Genomic DNA, 22789 nt, shown 5'->3' on the forward strand with positions numbered 1-22789 from the left:
CGGCAAGGCGCCGCCATCCTCATCACCAGGTGCGCAGGCGCGAGCGCAGGCGCGCGATGCTCTGGCTGTGCAGCTGGCACACCCGGCTCTCGGTCACCTTCAGCACGGCAGCGATCTCCTTGAGATTCATGTCGTGCTCGTAGTACATGCTCATCACGTACTGCTCGCGCTCGGGCAGGTTCTTGATGGCCTCGACCAGCGCCTCGCGCATGCGGCGGTCTTCCAGCAGGGCCAGCGGATTGGCTTCCTCGTCGGCCACATGGCGGTCGAGGTAGTCGTCGTCGCCGTCCTCGCCGGTCATGTCCTCCAGGTAGACCAGCTGGGTGCCACGCACCTTGCCCAGCAGTTCCTGGTACTCGCTGAGCGACATCTCCATTTCCTTGGCGATCTCGCTCTCGCTGGGCGCGCGGCCCAGGCGCTGCTCGAGCTTGTGCACCGCGGCCTCGATGCTGCGCTGTTGGCGGCGTTCGCCACGGCTCATCCAGTCGCTGCCGCGCAACTCGTCGAGCATGGCGCCGCGGATGCGCTGGGTGGCGAAGGTCTCGAACTGCACGCCCATGCTGGCGTCGAAGCGCGACAGCGCGTCGGACAGCCCGATCATGCCCACCTGGATGAGGTCGTCCAGCTCCACGTTGGCCGGCAGCTTGGCGATCATCTGGTGCGCCAGCCGTCTGACCAGCGGGCTGTACTGCTTGAGCAGCGCGTTCGCGTCGAGTCGGCCCTTTTCGGTGTACATGGCGAGGCTCCGGGGGGACGGTACGGTCATTCAGTTCAATCGGCCGGGCTGCGATGCAGGCATCGCAGCGGCATGCAGGTAGGCGTGGCTGGCGCCGGCATCGCCCAGGTCGGCGCCCGAGGGGCGCTCCTGGGGCAGCTGCGCCTGGGCCAGGAAGTGCAGGTCGTCGCTGACGGCGGCGCGCGCCGGCGCGGTGGGGTCGACCACCGCCCAGCAGCCGATGGCGGCGCCCAGGAAGTGGTCGGCGCACTGCGCCAGGCGTTCGGCGGTCTGGCGCGCGCGGCGGGCGGACATGTCGCCCACCACCACGGTGTCGTAGGTCAGCGGGCCCAGGCGCTGGCCCAGCAGTTTCATCGCCGCATAGGCCTCGGTCAGGCTGTCGGGGCGCAAGCCGGCCATCAGCACCGGGCGCGGCGCCCGGCCGCTGAACAGCCGGCGCAGGTCGGACGCGCCGGCATGCACCAGCACGATGTCGGCCTGCGGCGCGGCCACCGACAGCGCCTGCAGGAAGCCGGCGGTGCTGGCGCGGTGGTCCAGGTAGCGCATCGGCAGGCCGCGGGCGGCCAGGTAGCCCACGCTGGGCGACAGGCGTTCGATGCAGGCCGCCAGGTCCACCGCGGCCAGCTCGTGCGGCGCGCTGGCGGTGTCGGCGGCATCGACCACCAGGGTGCGCAGGCCGGCACCGGCAAAGGCCGTGCACAGGCGCTCCATCACCACGCCGCCGAAGCCGACATGCGGGTTGTGCACCAGGGGCACGAAGCGCTGGCGGCTGCCGGCGAACAGCTGCCGCAGGCCATGGGCCTGGTCGACGGGCTGGCGGCGCGGGCGGGCGACGGTGGCGGCGTGCTGGGTCATCGGGGGTACGGCGGCGGTCGGATGGGCGGGGGGTTCGGGGGATCGGGGGATCGGGCCTCAGGCGTGCAGGCCGGTGCCGCGCGCGGCGGCCGCGCCCTGCGCCGCCGGCGTGGCAGCGAAGAGCAGGTTCACGTCGTCGGCGTCCAGGCGCCAGGTGGCCCCGCCGCTGGGACGCAGCGCGCGCTGCACCAGGGCCTGGGCGCTCAGGCGGTGCCAGTCCTCGGGCACGCGCTGGCCGTTGGCCACGCCCACCACGCGGGACTTGTGCCGGATCAGCGCATCCAGTGCCGGGCCCAGCTTGACGGCCTCGTCGAGCTTGGACAGCACCACGCCGTGGCAGCGCGCCACGTCGTAGCCGACCATCACGTCCTCCACGGTCTCGCCCTGGGCCGCGGCATTGAGCACCAGCAGCTTGCGGATGGCCGGGTGCGACAGCATCTCCAGCAGTTCGCGGGTGCGGGTGTCGCGCTGGGCCATGCCGGCCGTGTCGATCAGCACCAGGCGCTTGCTCTGCAGCAGCTCCAGCAGGTCTTCCAGCGAGGCGCGGTCGTGGGCGGTGTGCACCGCCACGCCCAGGATGCGGCCATAGGCGCGCAACTGCTCGTGGGCGGCCACGCGGTAGGCATCCAGCGTGATCAGGCCCAGGTTGTGCGCACCATACTTGGTGGCGAAGGCGGCGGCGATCTTGGCCGTGCTGGTGGTCTTGCCCACACCGGTGGGGCCGATCAGCGCCAGCACGCCCTCGTGGTCCTCGATGGCCGGCTGGCCCTCGTCGGTGACCAGGTTGCGCTCCAGCACCTCGGCGGCCCAGGCCAGGTCGTCGGGCAAGTTGGCGGGCAGCTGTTGCACCAGCTTGCGCACCAGGCCGGGCGACAGGCCGGTGTCGAAGAGCCGCTGCGCCAGCGCCACCTGCTTGGGGTTGCGCTGCAGCTTCTCCATGAAGGCCAGCATGCCGAAACGCTCTTCGATCAAGCTGCGCACCGAGCGCAGCTCGGCCAGCGTCTCGTCCTGGCCCGACAGGTTCACCGGCGTGGCCGCGCGCAGGCCGCGGGCCGGGCGGATGACCGGCGGCGGCTCGTCGTGCAGCGGGGCCTCGTCGTCCAGCAGCGGCGCATGGCGGCGCACGCGGGCGGCCAGGCCGCTGGCGGGCGCTTCGGCCGCGTTGCGGCGCGGACCGCCGTTGACCACGCGCAGGCCCGGCGCCTCGGCGCCCGGCTCGGGCACGCGTGCGCCCTGGCCGGCCGCCTGCGTGGCAGCCAGGCTGGCCGCCAGCGTCTGGCCGCTGTGGCCGGCCTCGCGCTCGAGCTCGTTCTGGCGGCGGCGCAGCATGCGTTCACGCACATAGTCCTGGAACGACAGCGTGCTCATGCCCAGGCGCTGCACGTCCTCGTCGACACCGGACGGGCCGGGGGCGTCGAAGGGCGCGGCACCGGCCGGCATCTCGATGCGCGGCTCCAGGCGCTCGCCGCGCGCGGCGATGCGCTCGGCCAGGCTGGGGCGGCGCTCGGCCGGGGCGGCAGGCGCCGCGGCACGGGCCGGGCGGGCCGGCGTGGCCGCCGGAGCGCGCGACGCCGCACTCTCGATCTGCTGCATGCCGTCCGGCGCCATGGCCAGCACTTCCACGCCACCGGGGGCGGGCCGGGTGGAGAGCACCACGGCGTCGTCGCCGAGCTGCTCGCGCACCTGGGCCAGTGCCTCGCGGGAGGTCTTGGCGGTGTATCGCTTGATGTTCATGCGGCCTCCGGTACGACGCGCTCAGGGCAGGCGTTTGAAATCATGCGGTGCCTCCGATGATGGAGCCGATGCGGATGGTGTGGGTCTCAGGAATCTCGCTGTGCGACAGCACCTTCAGCCGGGGCGCCGCGCGCTTGAGCAGGCGGGCCATGGGCATGCGGATGGGGTCGGGCACCAGCAGGCAGGCGGGCTGCCCGAGGTCTTCCTGTTTGCGGGCGCTTTCGGCGGCCTCGCGGGCCAGGGTGTCGGCCACGCCCGGGTCCAGCGCCGCGCCATGCGGCGAGGTCAGGGCCTGGGTGACCAGACGCTCCAGTTCGGGTTCGAGCGCGATCACGTCGAGTTCCTTGGCCGGCCCGTAGATCTGCTGGACGATCAGGGGCGCCAGGTGCACGCGGATGCGCTTGGCCAGCTCGCCGGGGTCGGTGATGGTGGCCGCGTGCTCGGCGATGCCTTCGATGATCGAACGCATGTCGCGGATGTGCACGCCCTCCTCCAGCAAGAGCTGGAGCACCTTCTGCAGGGGGGCGATGCCGATCATCTTGGGAACCACGTCTTCGATCAGTTTCGGGGCCAGTTTGGTCACGTGCTCGACGAGCTGCTGGGTCTCGACGCGGCCAAGCAGGCGTGCCGCCGAGACTTGCATCAAGTGTGAAAGATGGGTCGCCACGACGGTCGAGCAATCAACCACCGTAAATCCGTTCATCTGTGCCATCTCGCGGTGGCGCTCCTCGATCCAGGTGGCGGGCAGGCCGAAGGCCGGATCGATGGTGGGTGTGCCGGGCAGCTTGACGCTGGCGCCACCGGGGTTGATGGCCAGGTACATGCCCGGGAAGGCCTCGCCCTCGCCCACCACGGCGCCGCGCAGCAGCACGCGGTACATGCTGGGCTTGAGCTCGAGGTTGTCGCGGATGTGCACGGCCGGCGGCAGGAAGCCCACCTCCTGCGCGAACTTCTTGCGCACGCCCTTGATGCGGCTGAGCAGATCGCCCTGGCGCGCCTTGTCCACCAGCGCGATCAGGCGGTAGCCCACCTCCAGGCCCAGCGCGTCCACCGGCTGCAGGTCGTCCCAGCTGGCCTCGGCATTGGCGGCCTGGGCCTCGGGCGGGGCCGGCGGCGGCGCGTCCTTGCTGGCCTTGGCCTGCTTGTCCAGCCACCACGCCAGGCCGCCGAGCGAGGCCCCCATCAGCAGGAACACCAGGTGCGGCATGCCGGGAATCAGGCCCAGCAGCGCCACGATGCCGCCGGCAATGCCCAGCGACTTGGCGCTGGAGAACACCTGCGCACCGATCTGGCTGCCGATGTCGGCATCCTTGCCCACGCGCGAGACCACCATGGCCGCGGCCACCGAGATCAGCAGCGCCGGAATCTGCGCCACCAGCGCATCGCCCACGGCCAGCAGCACGTAGCGGTCGGCGGCGTCGCCGGCGCCCATGCCGTGGCTGACCACGCCGATGATGAAGCCGCCGACGATGTTGATCACCAGGATCAGCAGGCCGGCCACGGCGTCGCCGCGCACGAACTTGCTGGCACCGTCCATCGAGCCGAAGAACTCGGCCTCGGTGGCCACCTCGGCGCGCCGGCGCTTGGCCTCCTTCTCGTCGATCAGGCCGGCCGACAGGTCGGCGTCGATGGCCATCTGCTTGCCAGGCATGGCGTCCAGGGTGAAGCGCGCGCCGACCTCGGCGATGCGCTCGGCGCCCTTGGTGACCACGATGAAGTTGATCACCACCAAAATGGCAAAAACGATCAGGCCGACCGCGAAGTTGCCACCCACCAGCACCTTGCCGAAGCTCTCGATCACATGGCCGGCGGCAGCGGCGCTCTGGTGGCCCTCCATCAGCACCACGCGGGTGGAGGCCACGTTCAGGCTCAGGCGCATCAGCGTGGTGATCAGCAGCACCGTGGGAAAGGCCGCGAAATCCAGCGGCTTGATCATGTGCGCGGCCACCAGCATCACCACCAGGGCCATCGCGATGTTCACGGTGAACAGCAGGTCCAGCGCCAGCGCCGGCAGCGGCAGCACCATCATCGCCAGCACCAGCACGATGAACACCGGCGCGCCCAGCATGCGCAGCAGCCCCAGGTCCAGGCCGGCGATGCGCTGCTCCACGCGCTGGCCCATGGGGCTGGCGCGCACCGGGCCCAGCAGGGCGTTCAGTCGGGCGATCAGTTCGTTCATCGCGTGTGTCGTGGGTTAGGCAGGCCGCGCGGCCATCAGGTCGGTTCAGCGGCCGCGGCGTACAGCGGGTCCATGTCGGCCGGCACCTCGATGGCGCCCAGATCGGGCGGCATCGGCCCGCGGCCGGCCAGCGCATTGCGCAGGCGGTACACATAGGCCAGCACCTGCGCCACGGCGGTGAACAGGCGCTGCGGCACCTCCTGGTCCACCTCGGTGTGGGCGTACAGCGCACGCGCCAGCGGCGGCGCCTGCAGCACCGGCACCTTGTGCTCGCGGGCGATGTCGCGGATCTTGAAGGCCAGCAGGTCGGTGCCCTTGGCCACCACGCGCGGCGCGGCCATCTGGCCGTCCTCGTACTTCAGCGCCACGGCGTAGTGGGTCGGGTTCATCACCACCAGGTCGGCGGTGGGCACGGCGGCCAGCATGCGCTTGCGGCTCATCTCGCGCATGCGCTGGCGGATGCGGCCCTTGACCTCGGGGTTGCCTTCGTTCTCCTTGTGCTCCTGCTTGGCTTCCTGGTGGCTCATGCGCAGCTGGCGCATCAGCATGAAGCGCTGCAGCGGCACGTCGATGGCGGCGGACACCGCCAGCGCGATGACCAGCAGCATCAGCCCCGAGACCAGGGTGTCGGCGGTGTGGGTGATGGCCGGCAGCAGCGGCATGCCCAGCGCGTCGCGGAAGACCGGCAGGCGCAACCAGACGTAAGCGGCACCGATGACGCCCACCACCAGCGCCAGCAGGCAGGCCTTGCCCAGATCGGCCAGGCGGCGGCCCGAGACGATCTGGCCCAGGCCGCTGATCGGGTTGAGCTTGCCGAAATTGGGCGCCAGCGGCTTGAAGGTGAAGTTCCAGCCCCCGGCGGCCACGCTGCCAGCCAGTGCCAGGCCCACCGCCAGCACGCCCAGCACGGCCAGCATCTGCAGCCACACCCAGCCCAGCTCGGCCAGGCGGTCGAGCATCGCGCCCTCGTGTGACAGAAGTCGCGCATCGAAACTCAAGCCCGAGCGCAGCACGGCCGACAACCGTTGGCCGAGGTGCGGCATCAGCACCACCAGCAGCGCGCCCCCCGCGCCCACGACCACCAGATGCGCCAGGTCGCGCGAACGCGCCACCTGGCCCTCTTCGCGGGCCTTGCGGATCTTGCGTTCCGATGCGGGTAATTGGCGGTTCTGGTCGTCGGCCATGGTGGGCGGGACGGCGCACGCGCACGTCCCCCAAGAGATCAGGCGACGCCATGTTGCCCGCCGGTCCGGGCCCGCCAGAGAGCGATAAGGCCCCGCAAAGCCTCGGTTTTCGGGCCAGTGTGTCGCCCCGGAAACGCCGACAGTGGCCGACAGCGTGAATTGGTGTGCCCGCACCTTCCGTTACGACGACGGAATTCAAGTTGGCACAGGCCGCGCCCGATAAGGCAACGAGGAACGCGCCGAAGGTGCGGCCATCGTTGCCATTGAAGGCGGCGACGCACCCCAACCGGCTGCCAGACAGCTCCAGACATCAGTGCCGAAGGATCCAAGACCATGGCTTCCAACATCTCGAACATGACGCCCGCGGAGATCGCTGCGCTGACCACGACCCAGATCGCGGCACTGACAGCGTCCGACTGGGCCGTGTTCAGCGTCGACCAGATCGCTGCCCTGACGGCGGATCAGATCGGCGCGATCTCGGTGCAGCGCATGGCGGTGCTGAACTCGGCGCAGATCGGGGCCTTCGACCCGGCCGACTTCGCGGTCATGAGCACCGCGCAGCTGCGTGCGATCGCCACCAGCGCCGTGCCGGCGATGGCGGCGGCAGACTTCGACGCGCTGAGCCCGACGCAGATCAGCGCGCTGACCACCGGCCAGGTGCGGGCGATCTCGACCACCGAGGTGGCCTCGATCGCCGGCAGCACGCTGACCGGCATGAACACGCTGCAGATCACGTCCCTGAGCAGCGCCCAGCTGGCCGCCCTGACCGATGGCCAGATGCAGACGCTGAGCAGCGCGCAGCTGGTGGCCCTGAACACCGCGCAGCTGGCCTCGCTGGCCAGCGATGACCTGCGCTCGCTGACCGCCGACCAGTTCGCCACGCTCACCAGCCGCCAGCTCGGCGCGCTGTCGAGCGCCCAGGTCACCAGCCTGGAAGCCACCTACGTGGCCGGCCTCAGCACCGCCCAGCTGCGCGGCCTGAGCACCGCCGCCGCCGCAGGCCTGGAATCGTCGGACCTGCTGGCGCTGAGCTCGGCCCAGATCGCCGCCTTCACCACCAGCCAGGTGCGCGCGCTGGGCAATGCCGCGCTGGCCGGCATGGATGCCGACACCGTGGGCCGCTTCTCGTCGGCCCAGATCGCCGCGCTGAGCAGCGAGCAGATCGGTGCCCTCACCTCCACCCACCTGCAGGCCCTGTCGCTGGGCCAGGTGGCCGCGCTCACCAGCGCCCAGTTCGGCGCCCTGGGCGTCAACGGACTGAATGCACTGACCACGGCCCAGTTCCAGGGCTTGACCAGCGTGCAGATGGGCATGCTGTCGGCCACCCAGGTGGCCGGCCTCGAGACCGAAGACCTGGCCGCGCTGAGCGCGGTGCAGCTCAGGGGTCTGGGCACCGCCGCCATCGCCGCGCTGAACAGCGCCGAGCTGGCCGTGCTGAGCCCGGCCCAGGTGGCCCTGCTGGGCACGGCCCAGGTGCGCGCGCTCGACAGCGCCGACCTGTCGGCCCTGGGCACCGCCACGATTGCCGCCTTGTCCAGCACCCAGATGCCCGGCCTCACGCTGGGCCAGCTGGGCGCCCTGAGCTCCGACCAGCTGCAGGCCCTGACCAGCCAGCAGCTGCGCGCGCTGACCACCGCCCAGCTGTCGGGCCTGGGCAGCGACGACCTGAACGCGCTGACCAGCACCCAGTTCCAGGCACTGACCAGCGTGCAGATCGGTGCGCTGACCTCGGCCCAGGTGCGAGCGCTGGAATCGGATGACCTGGCCGCGCTGACTTCCACCCAGCTGCGCGCGCTGGCCCCGTCGGTGCTGGCCGCCCTGGACAGCACCGACGTCGCGGCCCTGACGGCCGACCAGCTCGGCGCGCTGAACTCGGCCCAGCTGCGCGCCCTCGAAACCGCCGACCTGGCGGCCGTGGACGCCAGCCGCCTGGCCGGCCTGAGCTCGGCCCAGATCGGCCAGATCACCAGCAGCCAGCTGCGTGCGCTGACTTCCGATCAGCTGCAGGCCCTGGGCAGCTTGCAGCTGCGCGGCCTGACCTCGGCCCAGGTGGCCGCGCTGGGCACCGACGACGTCAACACCCTCACGGCCACGCAGATGGCCACACTGGGCACAGCCCAGATGGCCGCGCTGACCAGCACCCAGCTGGGTGCGCTGTCCACCGAGCTGCTGGCCACCCTGGGCACCGCCCAGATCCGCGCCATCGACGCCGACGACATCGCCGCACTCGACAGTGCGGATTTCGCCGTCATGAATGCCGGCCAGCTGGGCGCGCTCACGTCCAGCCAGCTGGCCAAGATCGACACCGCGGACCTGGCCGGTCTGCAGTTGTCGGCGCTGGCCGGACTGACCAGCAACCAGTTGGCCGCACTCAGCTCGGCCCAGCTGGCCGCACTGTCCAGCGACCAGCTGCGCGCATTCACCACGGCCCAGCTCTCGGGCCTGACCACCGCCCAGCTGGCCTCGCTGGGCACCGATGACCTGAACACGCTCACCAGCGCACAGATTTCGGCGCTGAGCACCAAGCAGATCGTCGGCCTGACCAACGCCCAGATCGGGGCGATGGCCAGCGACGACCTGGTGGCCCTGAGCAGCGCACAACTGCGCGCCCTGGGCACCCGTGGCATTGCCGCGCTGGACAGCACCGACCTGGGTGCGCTGACCACCGCCCAGCTGGCCACGCTGACCACCGCACAGATCGGAGCCATCGAGACCAGCGACATCGTCGGTCTGAGCGTGGCCTCGCTGGCCACGCTGGCCACCCCGCAGATCGCGGCGCTGTCCAGCGCCCAGCTGGGGGCCCTCACGTCCGACCAGCTCCAGGGCCTGACCACCGGCCAGCTGCATGCGCTGAGCCCCGAACAGGTGGCGTCGCTGTCCAGCGACGACCTGAACGTGCTGACCTCGGCCCAGCTGCAGGCGCTGACCACCTCGCGCATCGCGGCACTGACCTCGGACCAGATCGACGCGCTGAGCTCGGATGACCTGCGCGCGCTGAGCACGCTGCAGATCCGCAGCCTGACCACGGCACAGATCCATGCATTGGCCACGGACACGGTCAACACGCTCACCACCGACCAGTTCGCCGCACTGAGCAGCGTGCAGATCGGCGCGCTGAGCACCGACCAGGTGGCCAACCTGTCCAGCGATCACCTGGGCGCGCTGAGCACCTCGCAGATCCGCGGCCTGAGCACCGGCGACATCGCCGCGCTGAGCAGCGCGGACGTCTCGCTGTTCAGCTCCAGCCAGCTCGGCGCACTGAGCTCGGCCCAGCTGCGTGCCATCGAGACCGGCGACATCGTCGGCATCGACACCGAGACCCTGTCGCTGCTGGGCTCCGCCCAGATCGGGCAGCTCACCGTGGCCCAGCTCGGCGCCATGAGCAGCGACCAGCTGCGCGCCATCACCACGCTGCAGGTGCGTGGCCTGACCACCGCGCAGGTGGCGGGCCTGGGCACCGATGACCTGGTGACGCTGTCGACGGCCCAGTACGCCGCGCTGTCCACCGCCCAGGTGGCCGCCCTCACCAGCGATCAGGTCGCTGCCATCGCCAGCGACGACCTGCGCGCGCTGACCTCGGCCCAGATCCGCGCCATCGAGACGCGTGACCTCGCCGCCTTCGACAGCGCCGACCTGAACGCACTGACCGCTGACCAGGTGGCTGCGCTGGGTTCGGCACAGATCCGCGCGCTGGCCACCGATGACCTGGCCGGCCTGTCGGTCAGCCAGCTCACCGCCAGCCAGGTCGGGGCGCTGACAAGCGCCCAGCTGGCCGCACTCGGCACCGACCAGCTGCAGTCCCTCACCAGCACCCAGCTCGGCGGCCTGACCAGCACGCAGATCGCCCAGCTGGGCACCGATGACCTGCGCAGCCTGACCACGGAGCAGTACACCCAGCTGGTGACGCGCCAGATCGCGGCCATGACCAGCCTGCAGGTGGCCAACCTGGCCAGCGACGACCTGGCCAGCCTGTCCAGCGACCAGATCCGCGCGCTGGGCACCGGCATGATGCGCGCCTTCGACAGCGCCGACCTCGCCGCGCTGGGCGCCGACCAGATGGCCGGCTTCAGCTCGGCACAGCTGCAGGCGCTGGACAGCGCCGACCTCAAGGGCCTGTCCAACAGCGCCCTGCAGGCCCTGAGCACGGCCCAGGTCGGTGCCTTGACGTCGGCGCAACTCACGGCACTGGCCTCCGACCAGCTGGTGGCCCTGACCACCAGCCAGGTGGCGGCGCTGGGCACCGCACAACTGGCCGCACTGGGCACCGACACGCTCAACACGCTCACCGCCACGCAGTTCCAGGCGCTGAGCACACGCCAGATCGCTGCCCTGAGCGGCACGCAGGTCGGCAAGCTCGAAACCACCGACCTGGCCGCACTGAGCTCGGCACAGATCGCCGCGCTGTCCACCGCCGGCATCGCCGCGCTGGACAGCACCGACCTGCAGGCCATGGGCACGGCCCAGTTCGCGGCGCTGAGCACGACGCAGGTGCGCGCCCTGGAAACGGCCGATCTGGCCGGCCTGGGCACCGACGACATCGCCGCCCTGAGCTCGCTGCAGGTGGCCGCCCTCAGCACCCAGCAGCTCGGCGCACTGGGTTCCGACCAGATGCGCGCACTCAGCAGCCTGCAGATGGCCGGCCTGTCCACCGCGCAGCTGGCGGCCCTGGGCACCGACGACCTGGCGGCGCTGACCACGGCCCAGATCCAGGCCCTGAGCACCAGCCGCATCGCCGTGCTGACCAATGCCCAGCTCGCCAACCTGACCAGCGACCAGCTGCAGGCCCTGACCTCTGCCCAGGTGCGCAGCCTGACCACCGGCCAGATCGCCAGCCTGGGCAGCGACGACCTCAACACCCTCACCTCGGCGCAGTTCATCCAGCTGACGACGGCACAGATCGCCGGTCTGTCGAGCAGCCAGATCGGCACGCTGACCACCGAAGACCTGAGCGCGCTGACCAGCGCCCAGGTGGTGGCCATCGAGACCCGTGACCTGGCCGCGTTCGACAGCGCCGACCTCGCCGCACTGACCTCGGGTCAGCTGGCCGCGCTGCGCACGTCCCAGATCGCCGCGCTGGACAGCCAGGACATGGTCGGCCTGAGCGTGTCCAGCCTGGCCGGTCTGGCCACCGCCCAGATCGCCGCGCTGACCACGGCCCAGCTGGCGGCACTCAGCAGCGACCAGCTGCGTGCCCTGTCGGAGACCCAGCTGCGCGGGCTCACCTCGCAGCAGATCTCGTCGCTGTCGACCGACGACCTCAACACGCTGACCAGCACGCAGTTCCAGGCGCTGACCTCGACCCAGATCTCCTGGCTGACCGAAGCCCAGATCGCCAAGCTCGAGTCGCAGGACCTGGCCGCGCTGTCCAGCGTGCAGATCCGCGCCATCGAGACGCGCGACATCGCCGCGCTCGACAGCGCCGATTTCGCCGCCCTGACCAGCGGCCAGCTCGCCGCACTGTCCAGCGCCCAGCTGCGCGCCATCGACAGTGCCGACATGGGCGGCCTCAGCGTGGGCACCCTGGCCGGCCTGAGCAGCGTACAGATCGCCGCACTGGCCACCAACCAGCTGGCGGCCCTGGCCAGCGACCAGTGGCGCGCACTCGACACCGGCCAGCTGCGCGGCCTGACTACCGGCCAGATCGCCCAGATGACCACCGATGACCTGGGCGCGCTGACCAGCACCCAGCTGTCCTCGCTGGCCACGCTTCAGATCAGCGCACTGACCAGCGCCCAGCTGGCGGCCCTGCCGTCGGACAGCCTGGCGGCGCTCGGCACCGCGCAACTGCGCGCCATCGATTCCCGCACGCTGGCCGGACTGGACAGCGCCGACATCGCCGCCCTCACCTCGGTGCAGGTGTCGGCCCTCACCTCGGCCCAGCTGCGCGGCCTGGAGACCGGTGACGTGGCCGCCCTGAGCGTGGGCGCGCTGCAAGGCCTGGGCACGGCCCAGATCGTGGGCCTGACCAGCCAGCAGCTGGCCGCCATGGGTTCCGACCAGTGGCAGAGCCTGGGCACCGCCCAGTTGCGCGGCCTGACCACCAGCCAGATCGCCGGCCTGACCAGCGATGACCTGAATGCGCTGACCTCGGTCCAGATCTCGCAGCTGGGCACGCAGCAGATCGCAGCGCTGACCAGCGCCCAGCTGGGCAAGATGGAGTCGACCGACCTGGCCGCGCTGAGCAGCGCCCAGCTGCGCGCGCTGAGCAGCCTGGCCATGACCGGGCTGGACAGCGCCGACCTGGCCGCGTTCGGTGTCGAGCAGACGGTGGCCATGACGGCCGACCAGGTGCGCGCCCTGGGCAGCGACGACATCGTGGGCCTGAGCACCCGTGCCCTGTCCGGCCTGGGCAGCACCCAGTTCGCCGCGATGAACAGTGCCCAATTCGGCAGCCTGAGCTCCGACCAGGTGGTGTCGCTGTCCAGCGACCAGCTGCGCGGTCTGAGCACCCAGGCCCTGGCCGCCCTGGGCAGCGACGACCTCAACGTCCTGACCACCACCCAGTTCTCGCAACTGAGCACCGCCCAGATCGCGGCCCTGACCAGCGCCCAGCTGTCCAAGCTGGAAAGCGCCGACCTGGCGGCCCTCACCAGCGCGCAGATCCGCGCGATCGAGACACGCAACCTGGCCGCGCTGGACAGCGCCGACCTGGCCGCCCTGTCCTCGGCCCAGCTGGCCGCGATGACGTCCACCCAGCTGGCGGCCCTGGACAGCGCCGACCTGGTGGGCCTGAGCGCCTCCGCACTGGCCGGCGTGGCGCCCTCGCAGATCTCCGGCTTCACCACGGCCCAGCTGGCGGCCCTGGGCAGCGACCAGTGGCGTGCGCTCGGCTCGGCCCAGCTGCAGGCCCTGAGCTCGCGCCAGATCGCCAACCTGACCAGTGACGACCTGAATGCACTGACCACGACGCAGTTGCAGGACCTGACCACCACCCAGCTGAGCATGCTGACCAGCACCCAGCTGGCCGGCCTGGCGTCCGACAGCCTGCAGGGCCTGAGCAGCGTGCAGCTGCGCGGCCTGACCACCGCCCAGCTGGCCTCGCTGGGCTCGGACGACCTGCGCGTGCTGACGAGTGACCAGTTCACCCAGCTGACCACCGCGCAGGTGGCCGCGCTGACCACCTACCAGCTCAGCGCGCTGGAGAGCACCGACCTGGCCGCGCTCAGCTCGCTGCAGCTGCGCGCCATCGCCAGCCGCGACCTCGCCGCCTTCGACAGCGCCGATCTGGCCGTGCTGAGCTCGACCCAGATCTCGGGTCTGACCACCTCGCAGATCCGCGGCCTGGACAGCGCCGACCTGGTGGGCCTGAGCACCGACACCCTCAGTGGGTTGAGTGCGGCTCAGATGGCTGGCTTCAGCACCACCCAGCTGGCGGCCCTGGGCAGCGACCAGTGGCGCTCGCTGAGCAGCACCCAGCTGCGTGGCCTGAGCACCGAACAGATCGTCAACCTCACCACCGACGACGTCAACGCGCTGACCAGCAGCCAGCTGGCCGCCCTGACCACGGCCCAGATGCTGGCCCTGTCCTCGGTGCAGCTGTCCTCGCTGGGCAGCGACGACATCGCCTCGCTGACCACCGCCCAGATCCGGGCCCTGGAGACGCGTGACATCGCCGGCCTGGACAGCGCCGACTTCGCCGCCATGAGCTCGGCCCAGGTGGCCGCCATGACCACCGAGCAGCTGCGCGCCATCGAGTCGGGCGACCTCGCGGCCATGAGCACCGCCGGCATCGCTGCCATCGCCACGGCCGGTCTGGCCGCGCTGAGCACCGTGCAGCTCGGCGCCCTGGGCTCTGACCAGTGGCAGGCCTTGTCCAGCGTGCAACTGCGGGGCCTGACCACCGCGCAGATCGCCGGCATGTCCACCGAGGACCTCGGCGCCCTGACCACCGACCAGCTCGGCGCCCTGACCACCGAGCAGCTGCGCAGCCTGACCACCTCGCAGGTGGCCTCGCTGGACAGCACCGACATCGCCTCGCTCAGCTCGACCCAGCTGCGTGGCTTCGGCACTGCGCAGATCGCCGCGCTGGACTCGGCCGACCTGGCCGGCCTGACCACGCAGCAGGCCGCCGGCCTGAGCTCGGACCAGCTGCGCGCCATCGAAACCGCCGACCTGGCCGCGCTGAACACCACGGCCCTGGCCGCGCTGGGCACCGGCAACATCGCGTCGTTCACCACGGCGCAGCTGGCCGCCCTGGGCAGTGACCAGTGGCGCTCGCTGTCGACGGTGCAGCTGCGCAGCCTCACGGCCACGCAGATCGCGAACCTCACCACGGACGACCTGGGCGCGCTCACCACCGACCAGCTGTCGCGTCTGAGCACCGACCAGATCGCGGCACTGACCACCACCCAGGTGGCCTCGCTGGACAGCAGCGACATCGCGTCGCTGACCAGCGCCCAGCTGCGCGCGCTGAACACGCCCGACATCGTGGCGCTGGACAGCGCCGACCTGGCAGCCCTGAACACCGCCCAGGTGGCCTCGCTGACCGTGGCCCAGCTGCGTGCCCTCGAGACTGCCGATCTGGCGGCCATCACCACGGCCGGCATCGCCGCCCTGGCCAACGCCAGCATGTCGGCCTTCAGCACGCGCCAGATCAACGCGCTGACCAGTGACCAGCTGCAGGCCCTGACCACCGGTCAGATCCGTTCCCTGTCCACCGAGCAACTCACCGGCCTGGGCACCGACGACATCGTCGCGCTGTCCACCACGCAGATCGCCAAGCTCAGCACCGAACAGCTGAGCTCGCTGAGCACGGTTCAGATCAACGCCCTGCAGAGCGAAGACCTCGCCGTGCTGGGCACCGATCAGATCCGGGCCCTGAGCAGCGCCGCCATCGCCGCGCTGGACAGCGCCGACCTGGCCGTGCTGACCTCGGCCCAGGTGGCCGCCATGTCGTCCGACCAGCTGCGTGCCATCGAGACCGCCGACCTGGCAGCCATGACCACGGCGGCGATCCTCACGCTGCCCACCGAGGCGCTGAGCGGCTTCAGCACGGCCCAGCTGGCGGTGCTGGGCAGCGACCAGTGGCGTGCGCTGAGCACGCAGCAGCTGCGCGGCCTGACCACGGCCCAGGTGGCCAACATCACCACCGAGGACCTCACAGCACTTTCCACCAGCCAACTGGCCGGCCTGAGCGGCGACCAGATCGCGGCCTTGAGCACGGCGCAGATCGCCGCGCTGGACAGCAGTGACTTCGCAGCCCTCGGTACCGACCAGATCCGCGCCATGGAGACGCGTGACCTCGCCGCGCTGGAGACCGCCGACGTCGCCGCACTGACGTCCACCCAGGTGGCCGCCCTCACCGGCGACCAGCTGCGTGCCCTCGAGACCGCCGACCTGGCAGCCATGACCACCCAGGCCCTGGCAGCTATCGGCGCCGACAAGATGGCCTCGCTGAGCACACTGCAGCTGGCCAACCTGGGCAGCGACCAGCTGCGCGCACTGACCACCGACCAGCTCCGCAGCCTGACCACGGCCCAGATTGCCTCGCTGGCCACCGACGACCTGGGGGCCCTCTCCACCGCCCAGCTGGCCTCGCTGACCGACGACCAGATCACCGGCCTGTCGACGACGCAGTTCGCCTCGCTGGACAGCTCGGACATCGCGGCACTGGGCTCCGACCAGATCCGCGCGATGGAAACCCGCGACATCGCGGCGCTGGACAGCGCCGACATCGCGGCCCTGTCCTCGGTGCAGTTCACGGCCATGGGCACCGGCCAGCTGGCGGCCATCGAATCGGCCGACATCGGCGGCATCACCACGGCCTCGCTGGCGGCGATCAGCGCCGCCAACGTGTCGGCCTTCAGCACCCGCCAGCTGGCGGCGCTGGGCAGCGACCAGTTCCGCGCCCTGACGGCCGAGCAACTGGTCGGCCTGACCACCAGCCAGGTGGCCGGCCTGGGCAGCGATGACCTGAATGCACTGTCGACGACGCAGTTCGCCGCCCTCAGCTCGAACCAGATCGCCGCGCTGACGACCAGCCAGATCAGCACGCTGGAAAGTGCCGACCTGGCGGCCCTGACCGCCGGCCAGATGGCCGCCATGAGCACCCGCGGCATCGTCGCGATCGACAGCGCCGATGCCCCGGCACTGAGCTCGCTGCAACTGGCCGCGCTGAGCACGGCCCAGATCCGCGCCTTCGAGACCGCCGACCTGTCGGTGCTGACCACCCAGGCCCTGGTGGGGCTGAACACCGTGCAGCTCACGGCACTCAGCACCGCCCAGCTGGCGGCGCTGGGCACCGACCAGCTGCGCGCACTCACCACCGAGCAGGTGCAAGGCCTGTCCACGGCCCAACTGGCCAGCCTGGGCACCGACGACCTGCGCAGCCTGAGCGCCGACCAGTTCGCCGCCTTCACCAGCACGCAGCTGCAAGGGCTCACCACCCAGCAACTCGCCAACCTGGAAAGCGCCGACCTGGCCGCGCTGAGTTCGGTGCAGATCCGCGCCCTCACCACCCAGGGCATCGCGGCCTTCGATTCGGCCGACCTGGGCGTGCTGAGCGCCGACCAGGCCGGCGTGCTGACCACCAGCCAGGTTCGCGCCATCGAATCGGCCGACATTGCCGGCCTGTCGATCAGCGCCCTGGGCGGCCTGGGCACCAGCCAGATCGCCGCGCTGACCACCACCCAGCTGGGCGCCATGTCCAGCGACCAGCTGCAGGCGCTCAACGCCACCCAGCTGGCCGCGCTGAGCACCGCACAGCTGGCCGGCCTGGACAGCGCCGACCTGAACACGCTGACCGGTGACCAGTTCAGCTGGCTGAGCACGGCACAGGTCGCCGGCCTGACCACGCTGCAGTTCTCGACCATCACCAGCGCCGACCTGCAGGCGCTGACCACGGCCCAGGTGCGCGCCATCGAGACGCGCGACATCGAGGCCCTGGGCTCCGACAGCATCGCGGCCCTCACCGGCAACCAGCTGGCGGCCCTGAGCACGGCACAGATCCGCGCCATCGACTCCGGCGACATCAGCGGCATCGGCGTCAGCGCCCTGGCCAGCCTGAGCTCGACCCAGGTCGCCGCGCTGACCACCGCCCAGCTCGAGGCCCTGGGCAGCGACCAGATCCGCGCACTCAGCGCCGACCAGCTGGGCGGGCTGAGCACCGTGCAGCTGGGCAGCCTGGGCAGCGCCGACCTGAACGCGCTGACCGCCAGCCAGTTCCAGCAGTTGAGCACGCTGCAGATCGCCGGCCTGACCTCGCTGCAGCTGAGCACGATGGAGTCCACCGACCTGCTGGCACTCAGCCCCAGCCAGGTGGTGGCGATCGAGACCCGTGACCTGGTGGCACTGGACAGCGCCGACTGGTCGGCGATGACCGCCACGTTCGTCGGCAACCTGAGCACTGCCCAGGTGCGCGCCATCGAGACCGGCGACATCATCGGCATCGGCGTCGGCGCCCTGGCCGGCCTCAGCTCGGCCCAGGTGGCTGCGCTGAGCACCGCCCAGCTCGCCGCCATGGGAACCGACCAGCTGCAGGCCCTGAGCCAGCAGCAGATGGCCGGCCTGACCACGGCGCAGATCGCCTCGCTGTCGACGGAGGACCTGAACACCCTCACGGCAACCCAGTTCGGCTACTTCTCCACGGCGCAGATCGCTGCGCTGGGCACCGAGCAGGTGGCCAAGCTCGAGACCACCGACCTGGCCGCACTGAGCGCCGCCCAGGTGGGTGCCCTGAGCACCCGTGACATCGTGGCGCTCGACACCGCCCAGGCCAATCTGCTCAGCGCCACCCAGGTGGCCGGGCTGACCACGGCCCAGGTGCGCGCCCTGCAGACCGAGGACCTCGCGGCGCTGTCGAACGCGGGCTTCGCGGCCCTGAGCTCGGCCCACATCGCCGCGCTGGGCACCGACCAGCTCGGCGCCCTGGGCACCGATCAGCTGCAGGCCCTGAGCAACAACCAGCTCGCCGGCCTGACCACGCAACAGATGGCGACCCTGTCCACCGAGGACCTGAACACCTTCACGGCCAGCCAGTTCCAGGCCCTGAGCACGCGTCAGATCGCTGCGCTGGGCACCGAACAGGTCACGCTGCTGGAGACCGCCGACCTGGCCGCGCTCAGCTCGGCCCAGATCCGCGCCCTCAGCGCCGCCAGCATCACGGCGATGGACAGCTCGGACCTGGCCGTGCTCTCGGCCGAGCAGGTCTCGGGCTTCAGCTCGACCCAGCTGCGCGCCATCGACAGCCAGGACATCGTGGGCCTGTCGGTCAGCGCCGTGCGCGGCCTGACCTCGACCCAGATCGCCACGCTGACCAGCGACGAAATCGCCGGCCTGTCGTCCGATCAGGTGCAAGCCCTGTCCGACACCCAGTTGCGCGGCCTGACCGCCGGCCAGGTGGCGGCGCTGACCAGTGACCAGCTCGGCACGCTGACCGGATCGCAGTGGGCCGGCCTCTCGACCGCCCAGATCGCAGCCCTGACCAGCGAGCAGGTCAGCGTCATCGCCAGCGAAGACCTGATCATGCTGACCACGGCCCAGGTGCGCGCTCTGGCCACCGAAGACATCGTGGCCATGGACAGCGCCGACCTGATCGCCCTGACCGGCGAGCAGATGCAGGCCCTGAGCGCAGCCCAGGTGCAGGCGATCCAGACCGACGACATCAATGCGATGCTCGGCTCGCTGAACGACCTGGGTGTCACGCAGATCCGCGCGCTGAGCCAGGCGCAGATCAACGCCATGGCCACCGACACCGTGGTGGCCCTGAGCGCCGACAGCGTGGCGGCCCTGACCACCGAGCAGGTGAGCTGGCTGGACAGCACCGACCTGCGCGTGCTCACCGCCGACCAGCTCGGCGCCATGACCAGCAGCCAGCTGCGCGCCCTGGACACGGCCGACATCGGCAGCATCACCGTGGCCACCCTGGGCGGCCTGACGGCGGCCCAGGTGGCCAACCTGACGAATGCCCAGCTGGCGGCCCTGGGCAGCGACCAGCTGCAAGGCCTCAGCGACAGCCAGATCGCCGGCCTGACGACCAGCCAGCTGCGCTCGCTGGGCACCGATGACCTGGCCACGTTGACCGGCACCCAGTTCCAGGCGTTGACCACGCGCCAGATCGCCGGCCTGGGCACCGACCAGATCAACGCCCTGACCAGCGAGGATCTGCAGGCCTTCACCGCCTCGCAGATGGCCGGCTTCAGCACCCTGCAGCTGGCGAAGATGGGCAGTGACGACGTGGCCCTGCTCACCGGCGAACAGCTGGGTGCGCTGAGCACGACCCAGCTGCGAGCCATCGAGAGCGTGGACATGGTGGGCATCGGCCTGACCGCCCTGGCCGGTCTGTCGGCCACCCAGGTGGGCGCGCTGACCAACGGCCAGCTGGCCTCGCTGAGCAGCGACCAGCTGCAGGCGCTGACCGACGAGCAGTTGCGCGGCCTCGGCACCAGCCAGATCGCCAACCTGGGCACCGACGACCTGAACACGCTGACCGCCAACCAGTTCCAGCAGCTGACCACGGCCCAGGTGTCGGCCCTGACCGCCACCCAGCTGCAGAAGCTGGAGAGCACCGACCTGTCGGCGCTCAGCGGCACCCAGATCGCGGCGCTGCGCACGGCGCAGATCGCCAGCCTGAGCAGCGACAACCTGGCTGTGCTGACCGGCGAGCAGCTGGCTGCGCTGACCAGCGCCCAGCTGCGGGCCATCGAGACCGGCGACATCGGCGCCATCGGTGTCACCGCGCTGAGCAGCCTGCGCGCCGACCAGATCGCCGTGCTGACCACCCAGCAGCTCGGCGCGATGGGCAGCGACCAGCTGCAGTCGCTCAGCAACGAGCAACTGGCAGGAATGGGCACCGCCCAGCTGGCCGGCCTGTCGACCGACGATCTGAACACGCTGACGGCGACGCAGTTCGCGTCCCTGTCGGCCAGCCAGATCGCCGGCCTGACCACGCTGCAGGTTTCGAAGCTGGAGTCCACCGACCTGGCCGCCCTGAGCGGTGACCAGATGGCGGCCCTGCGCACCGCACAGATCGCCGGCATGGACTCGGCCGACCTCGCCGTGCTGAGCGCCGAGCAACTCGGTGCCCTGAACACGACGCAGCTGCGCGCCATCGAGACGGCGGACATCACCGGTGTCACCGCCGCCGCCCTGTCGGGCCTCACGGCCAACCAGGTCGGCAGCCTGACGACCGCCCAACTGGCGGTGATGACCAGCGACCAGCTGCAGGCGTTCAGCGCCGACCAGCTGGCGGGCCTGACAACGGCCCAGCTGGTGGCCCTGTCGACCGACGACCTGAACACCTTCACCGCCTCGCAGTTCCAGGCGCTGTCGGCCAGCCAGATCTCGTCGCTGCTCACCAAGCAGATCGCCAGCCTGCAGAGCGAGGACCTGAACGCGCTGTCGGCGCACCAGGTCCGGTCGATGACCACCGCGCAGCTGGCGGCACTGGACAGCGCCGACCTGGCCGCCCTCACCGGCGAGCAGCTGTCGGGCCTGTCGAGCACGCAGATGCGGGTGCTGGACAGCGCCGACGTGGGCGGGCTGAGCAACGACGCCCTGGCCAGCCTCACCGGCGCCCAGGTGGGTCAGCTCACCGTCGGACAGATCAGTGGCCTGTCGACCGACCAGCTGCAAGCCCTGTCGGAGCAGCAGATCGCCGGCATGACCACGGCCCAGATCGCGGTGCTGGACAACACCGATCTCGCGGCACTGACCGACGCCCAGTTCCAGGCCCTGACCACGGCCCAGATCGCCGGCCTGTCGACGTCGCAGATCTACAACCTGACCGCCAGCGACTTCACCTTGCTGAGCGTGGCCCAGGTGCGTGCGATCGAGACGGCAGACATCGCCGCGATGACGGCCTCGGGCCTGGCTGCGCTCGACGGTGACCAGTTCGCCGCCCTGAGCACGGTGCAGATCCGCGCCATCGAGACGGCGGACATCGCGGCGCTGTCGGCCAGCGACCTGCAGGAGTTCACGACGGCGCAGATCCGGGCGCTGACCACGCAGCAGTTCGCCGCGCTGGACAGCACCGACCTGCCGCAGCTGTCGGCCACGCAGTTCGCCGCGCTGGGCACGCAGCACATCCGCACGCTGGACAGCGGCGACATCGCCTCGCTGACCAACGAGCAGATCTCGGCGCTCACCACGGCCCAGGCGGCATCGCTGACCACGGCGCAGATCGTGGCCCTGACCGACGGCCAGATCAGCGCGCTGGAGGTGGCCGACATCTCGGCCATGTCGATGACCCAGTCCGCGGCCTTCTCGACCGACGACTACAACCTGATGAGCGCCTCGCAGCAGGCCGCCCTGAATGCGTTGTCGCCGATCGTGCTGGACCTGGACGGCAACGGCGTCACCACGCTGTCGGCGGCCGAGGGCGTGCAGTTCGACCTGACCGCCACCGGCAACGTGGGCCAGTACGGCTGGGTGGGTGGCAACGACGGCCTGCTGGTGCGCGATGTCAACGGCGACGGCGTGATCAACGACGGCAGCGAGCTGTTCGGCGCCGCCACCAAGCTGGCCGATGGCCGCAGCGCCGGCAACGGCTACGTGGCGATGACCGCACTCGACAGCAACAGCGACGGCAAGCTGAGTGCGGCCGACACCGCCTTCGGCGAGCTGAAGGTGTGGGTCGATGCCGACCACGACGGCCAGACCGACCTGGGCGAACTGAAGGGTCTGGTCGACCTGGGCATCGCCTCGCTGGATCTGGCGCACAACAGCTCGACCGAGACCGACAACGGCAACCTGCTGGCGCTGCAGGGCAGCTACACCACGACCGACGGGGCTTCGCACCAGATGGTCGACGTGTGGTTCGCCAAGCAGTCCGCCGACGGCAGCGCGCCGGCGATCGGCGACCTGCTGGCCGCCCCGGCCACCGACCTGGTGCCGGGCGCCACGGGCGATGCGGCGGCCGGACCGGCCACGCCGGCCAGCACCCAGGTGGCGGCCGCGGGCGATGCCGCTGCGGCGCCGACGACGCAGCTCACGTCGATCGAGGAAGAGCTGCTGCGCAACCAGCCGCCGCTGGTCTGACGCCAGGCCGGCCGCCAGCAGCGGACCGGCAGCACCCAACCGGTGCCCACTGCGGCGCACCATCCCGAAAGGGGTGGTGCGCCGCAGTCACGTTCGCTCCCCGGCCTCGACACGCGGCGCAGCACG

The 22789-nt window shown here is 70.9% G+C and carries 6 protein-coding genes; 1 reads left to right on the forward strand and 5 read right to left on the reverse strand.

The genetic code is table 11. The annotated features are described in order from the left end of the window. Nucleotides 1-22 precede the first annotated feature (22 nt). The 5 genes from AACH10_RS01460 to flhB form a co-directional block, all read right to left on the reverse strand. Complete coding sequence (locus AACH10_RS01460) at nucleotides 23-736, reverse strand: RNA polymerase sigma factor FliA (protein ID WP_341408572.1); 714 nt, start codon at nucleotides 734-736, stop codon at nucleotides 23-25. A gap of 30 nt (nucleotides 737-766) precedes the next feature. Then, the gene (locus AACH10_RS01465) at nucleotides 767-1591 is read right to left on the reverse strand and encodes a MinD/ParA family ATP-binding protein (protein WP_341408573.1); all 825 of its coding nucleotides are present in this window, start codon (nucleotides 1589-1591) and stop codon (nucleotides 767-769) included. 57 nt (nucleotides 1592-1648) lie between these two features. After that, complete coding sequence (gene flhF / locus AACH10_RS01470) at nucleotides 1649-3325, reverse strand: flagellar biosynthesis GTPase FlhF (protein WP_341408574.1); 1677 nt, start codon at nucleotides 3323-3325, stop codon at nucleotides 1649-1651. Between the two features lie 40 nt (nucleotides 3326-3365). Beyond that, nucleotides 3366-5447: a flagellar biosynthesis protein FlhA gene (gene flhA / locus AACH10_RS01475; RefSeq protein ID WP_341409188.1), complete on the reverse strand. Its 2082-nt coding sequence runs from the start codon at nucleotides 5445-5447 to the stop codon at nucleotides 3366-3368. Nucleotides 5448-5539: 92 nt separating this feature from the next. Then, nucleotides 5540-6688, reverse strand: coding sequence for a flagellar biosynthesis protein FlhB (gene flhB / locus AACH10_RS01480; RefSeq protein ID WP_341408576.1), 1149 nt, complete (start codon nucleotides 6686-6688; stop codon nucleotides 5540-5542). 333 nt (nucleotides 6689-7021) lie between these two features. Here flhB and AACH10_RS01485 point away from each other — a divergent pair, with 333 nt between their 5' ends. Further along, nucleotides 7022-22663: a beta strand repeat-containing protein gene (locus tag AACH10_RS01485; protein WP_341408577.1), complete on the forward strand. Its 15642-nt coding sequence runs from the start codon at nucleotides 7022-7024 to the stop codon at nucleotides 22661-22663. Nucleotides 22664-22789: the final 126 nt, after the last annotated feature.

It is taken from the genome of Pseudaquabacterium inlustre, assembly GCF_038066595.1.
In the GTDB taxonomy this organism is placed as follows: Bacteria; Pseudomonadota; Gammaproteobacteria; order Burkholderiales; family Burkholderiaceae_C; genus Pseudaquabacterium; species Pseudaquabacterium inlustre.

What these genes read in the sequence shown, in the direction of transcription:
- AACH10_RS01460 (WP_341408572.1), bottom strand. Translation starts at nt 736, where the DNA reads ATGTACACCGAAAAGGGCCGACTCGACGCGAACGCGCTGCTCAAGCAG.
- AACH10_RS01465 (WP_341408573.1), bottom strand. Translation starts at nt 1,591, where the DNA reads ATGACCCAGCACGCCGCCACCGTCGCCCGCCCGCGCCGCCAGCCCGTC.
- flhF (WP_341408574.1), bottom strand. Translation starts at nt 3,325, where the DNA reads ATGAACATCAAGCGATACACCGCCAAGACCTCCCGCGAGGCACTGGCC.
- flhA (WP_341409188.1), bottom strand. Translation starts at nt 5,447, where the DNA reads ATGGGCCAGCGCGTGGAGCAGCGCATCGCCGGCCTGGACCTGGGGCTG.
- flhB (WP_341408576.1), bottom strand. Translation starts at nt 6,688, where the DNA reads ATGGCCGACGACCAGAACCGCCAATTACCCGCATCGGAACGCAAGATC.
- AACH10_RS01485 (WP_341408577.1), top strand. Translation starts at nt 7,022, where the DNA reads ATGGCTTCCAACATCTCGAACATGACGCCCGCGGAGATCGCTGCGCTG.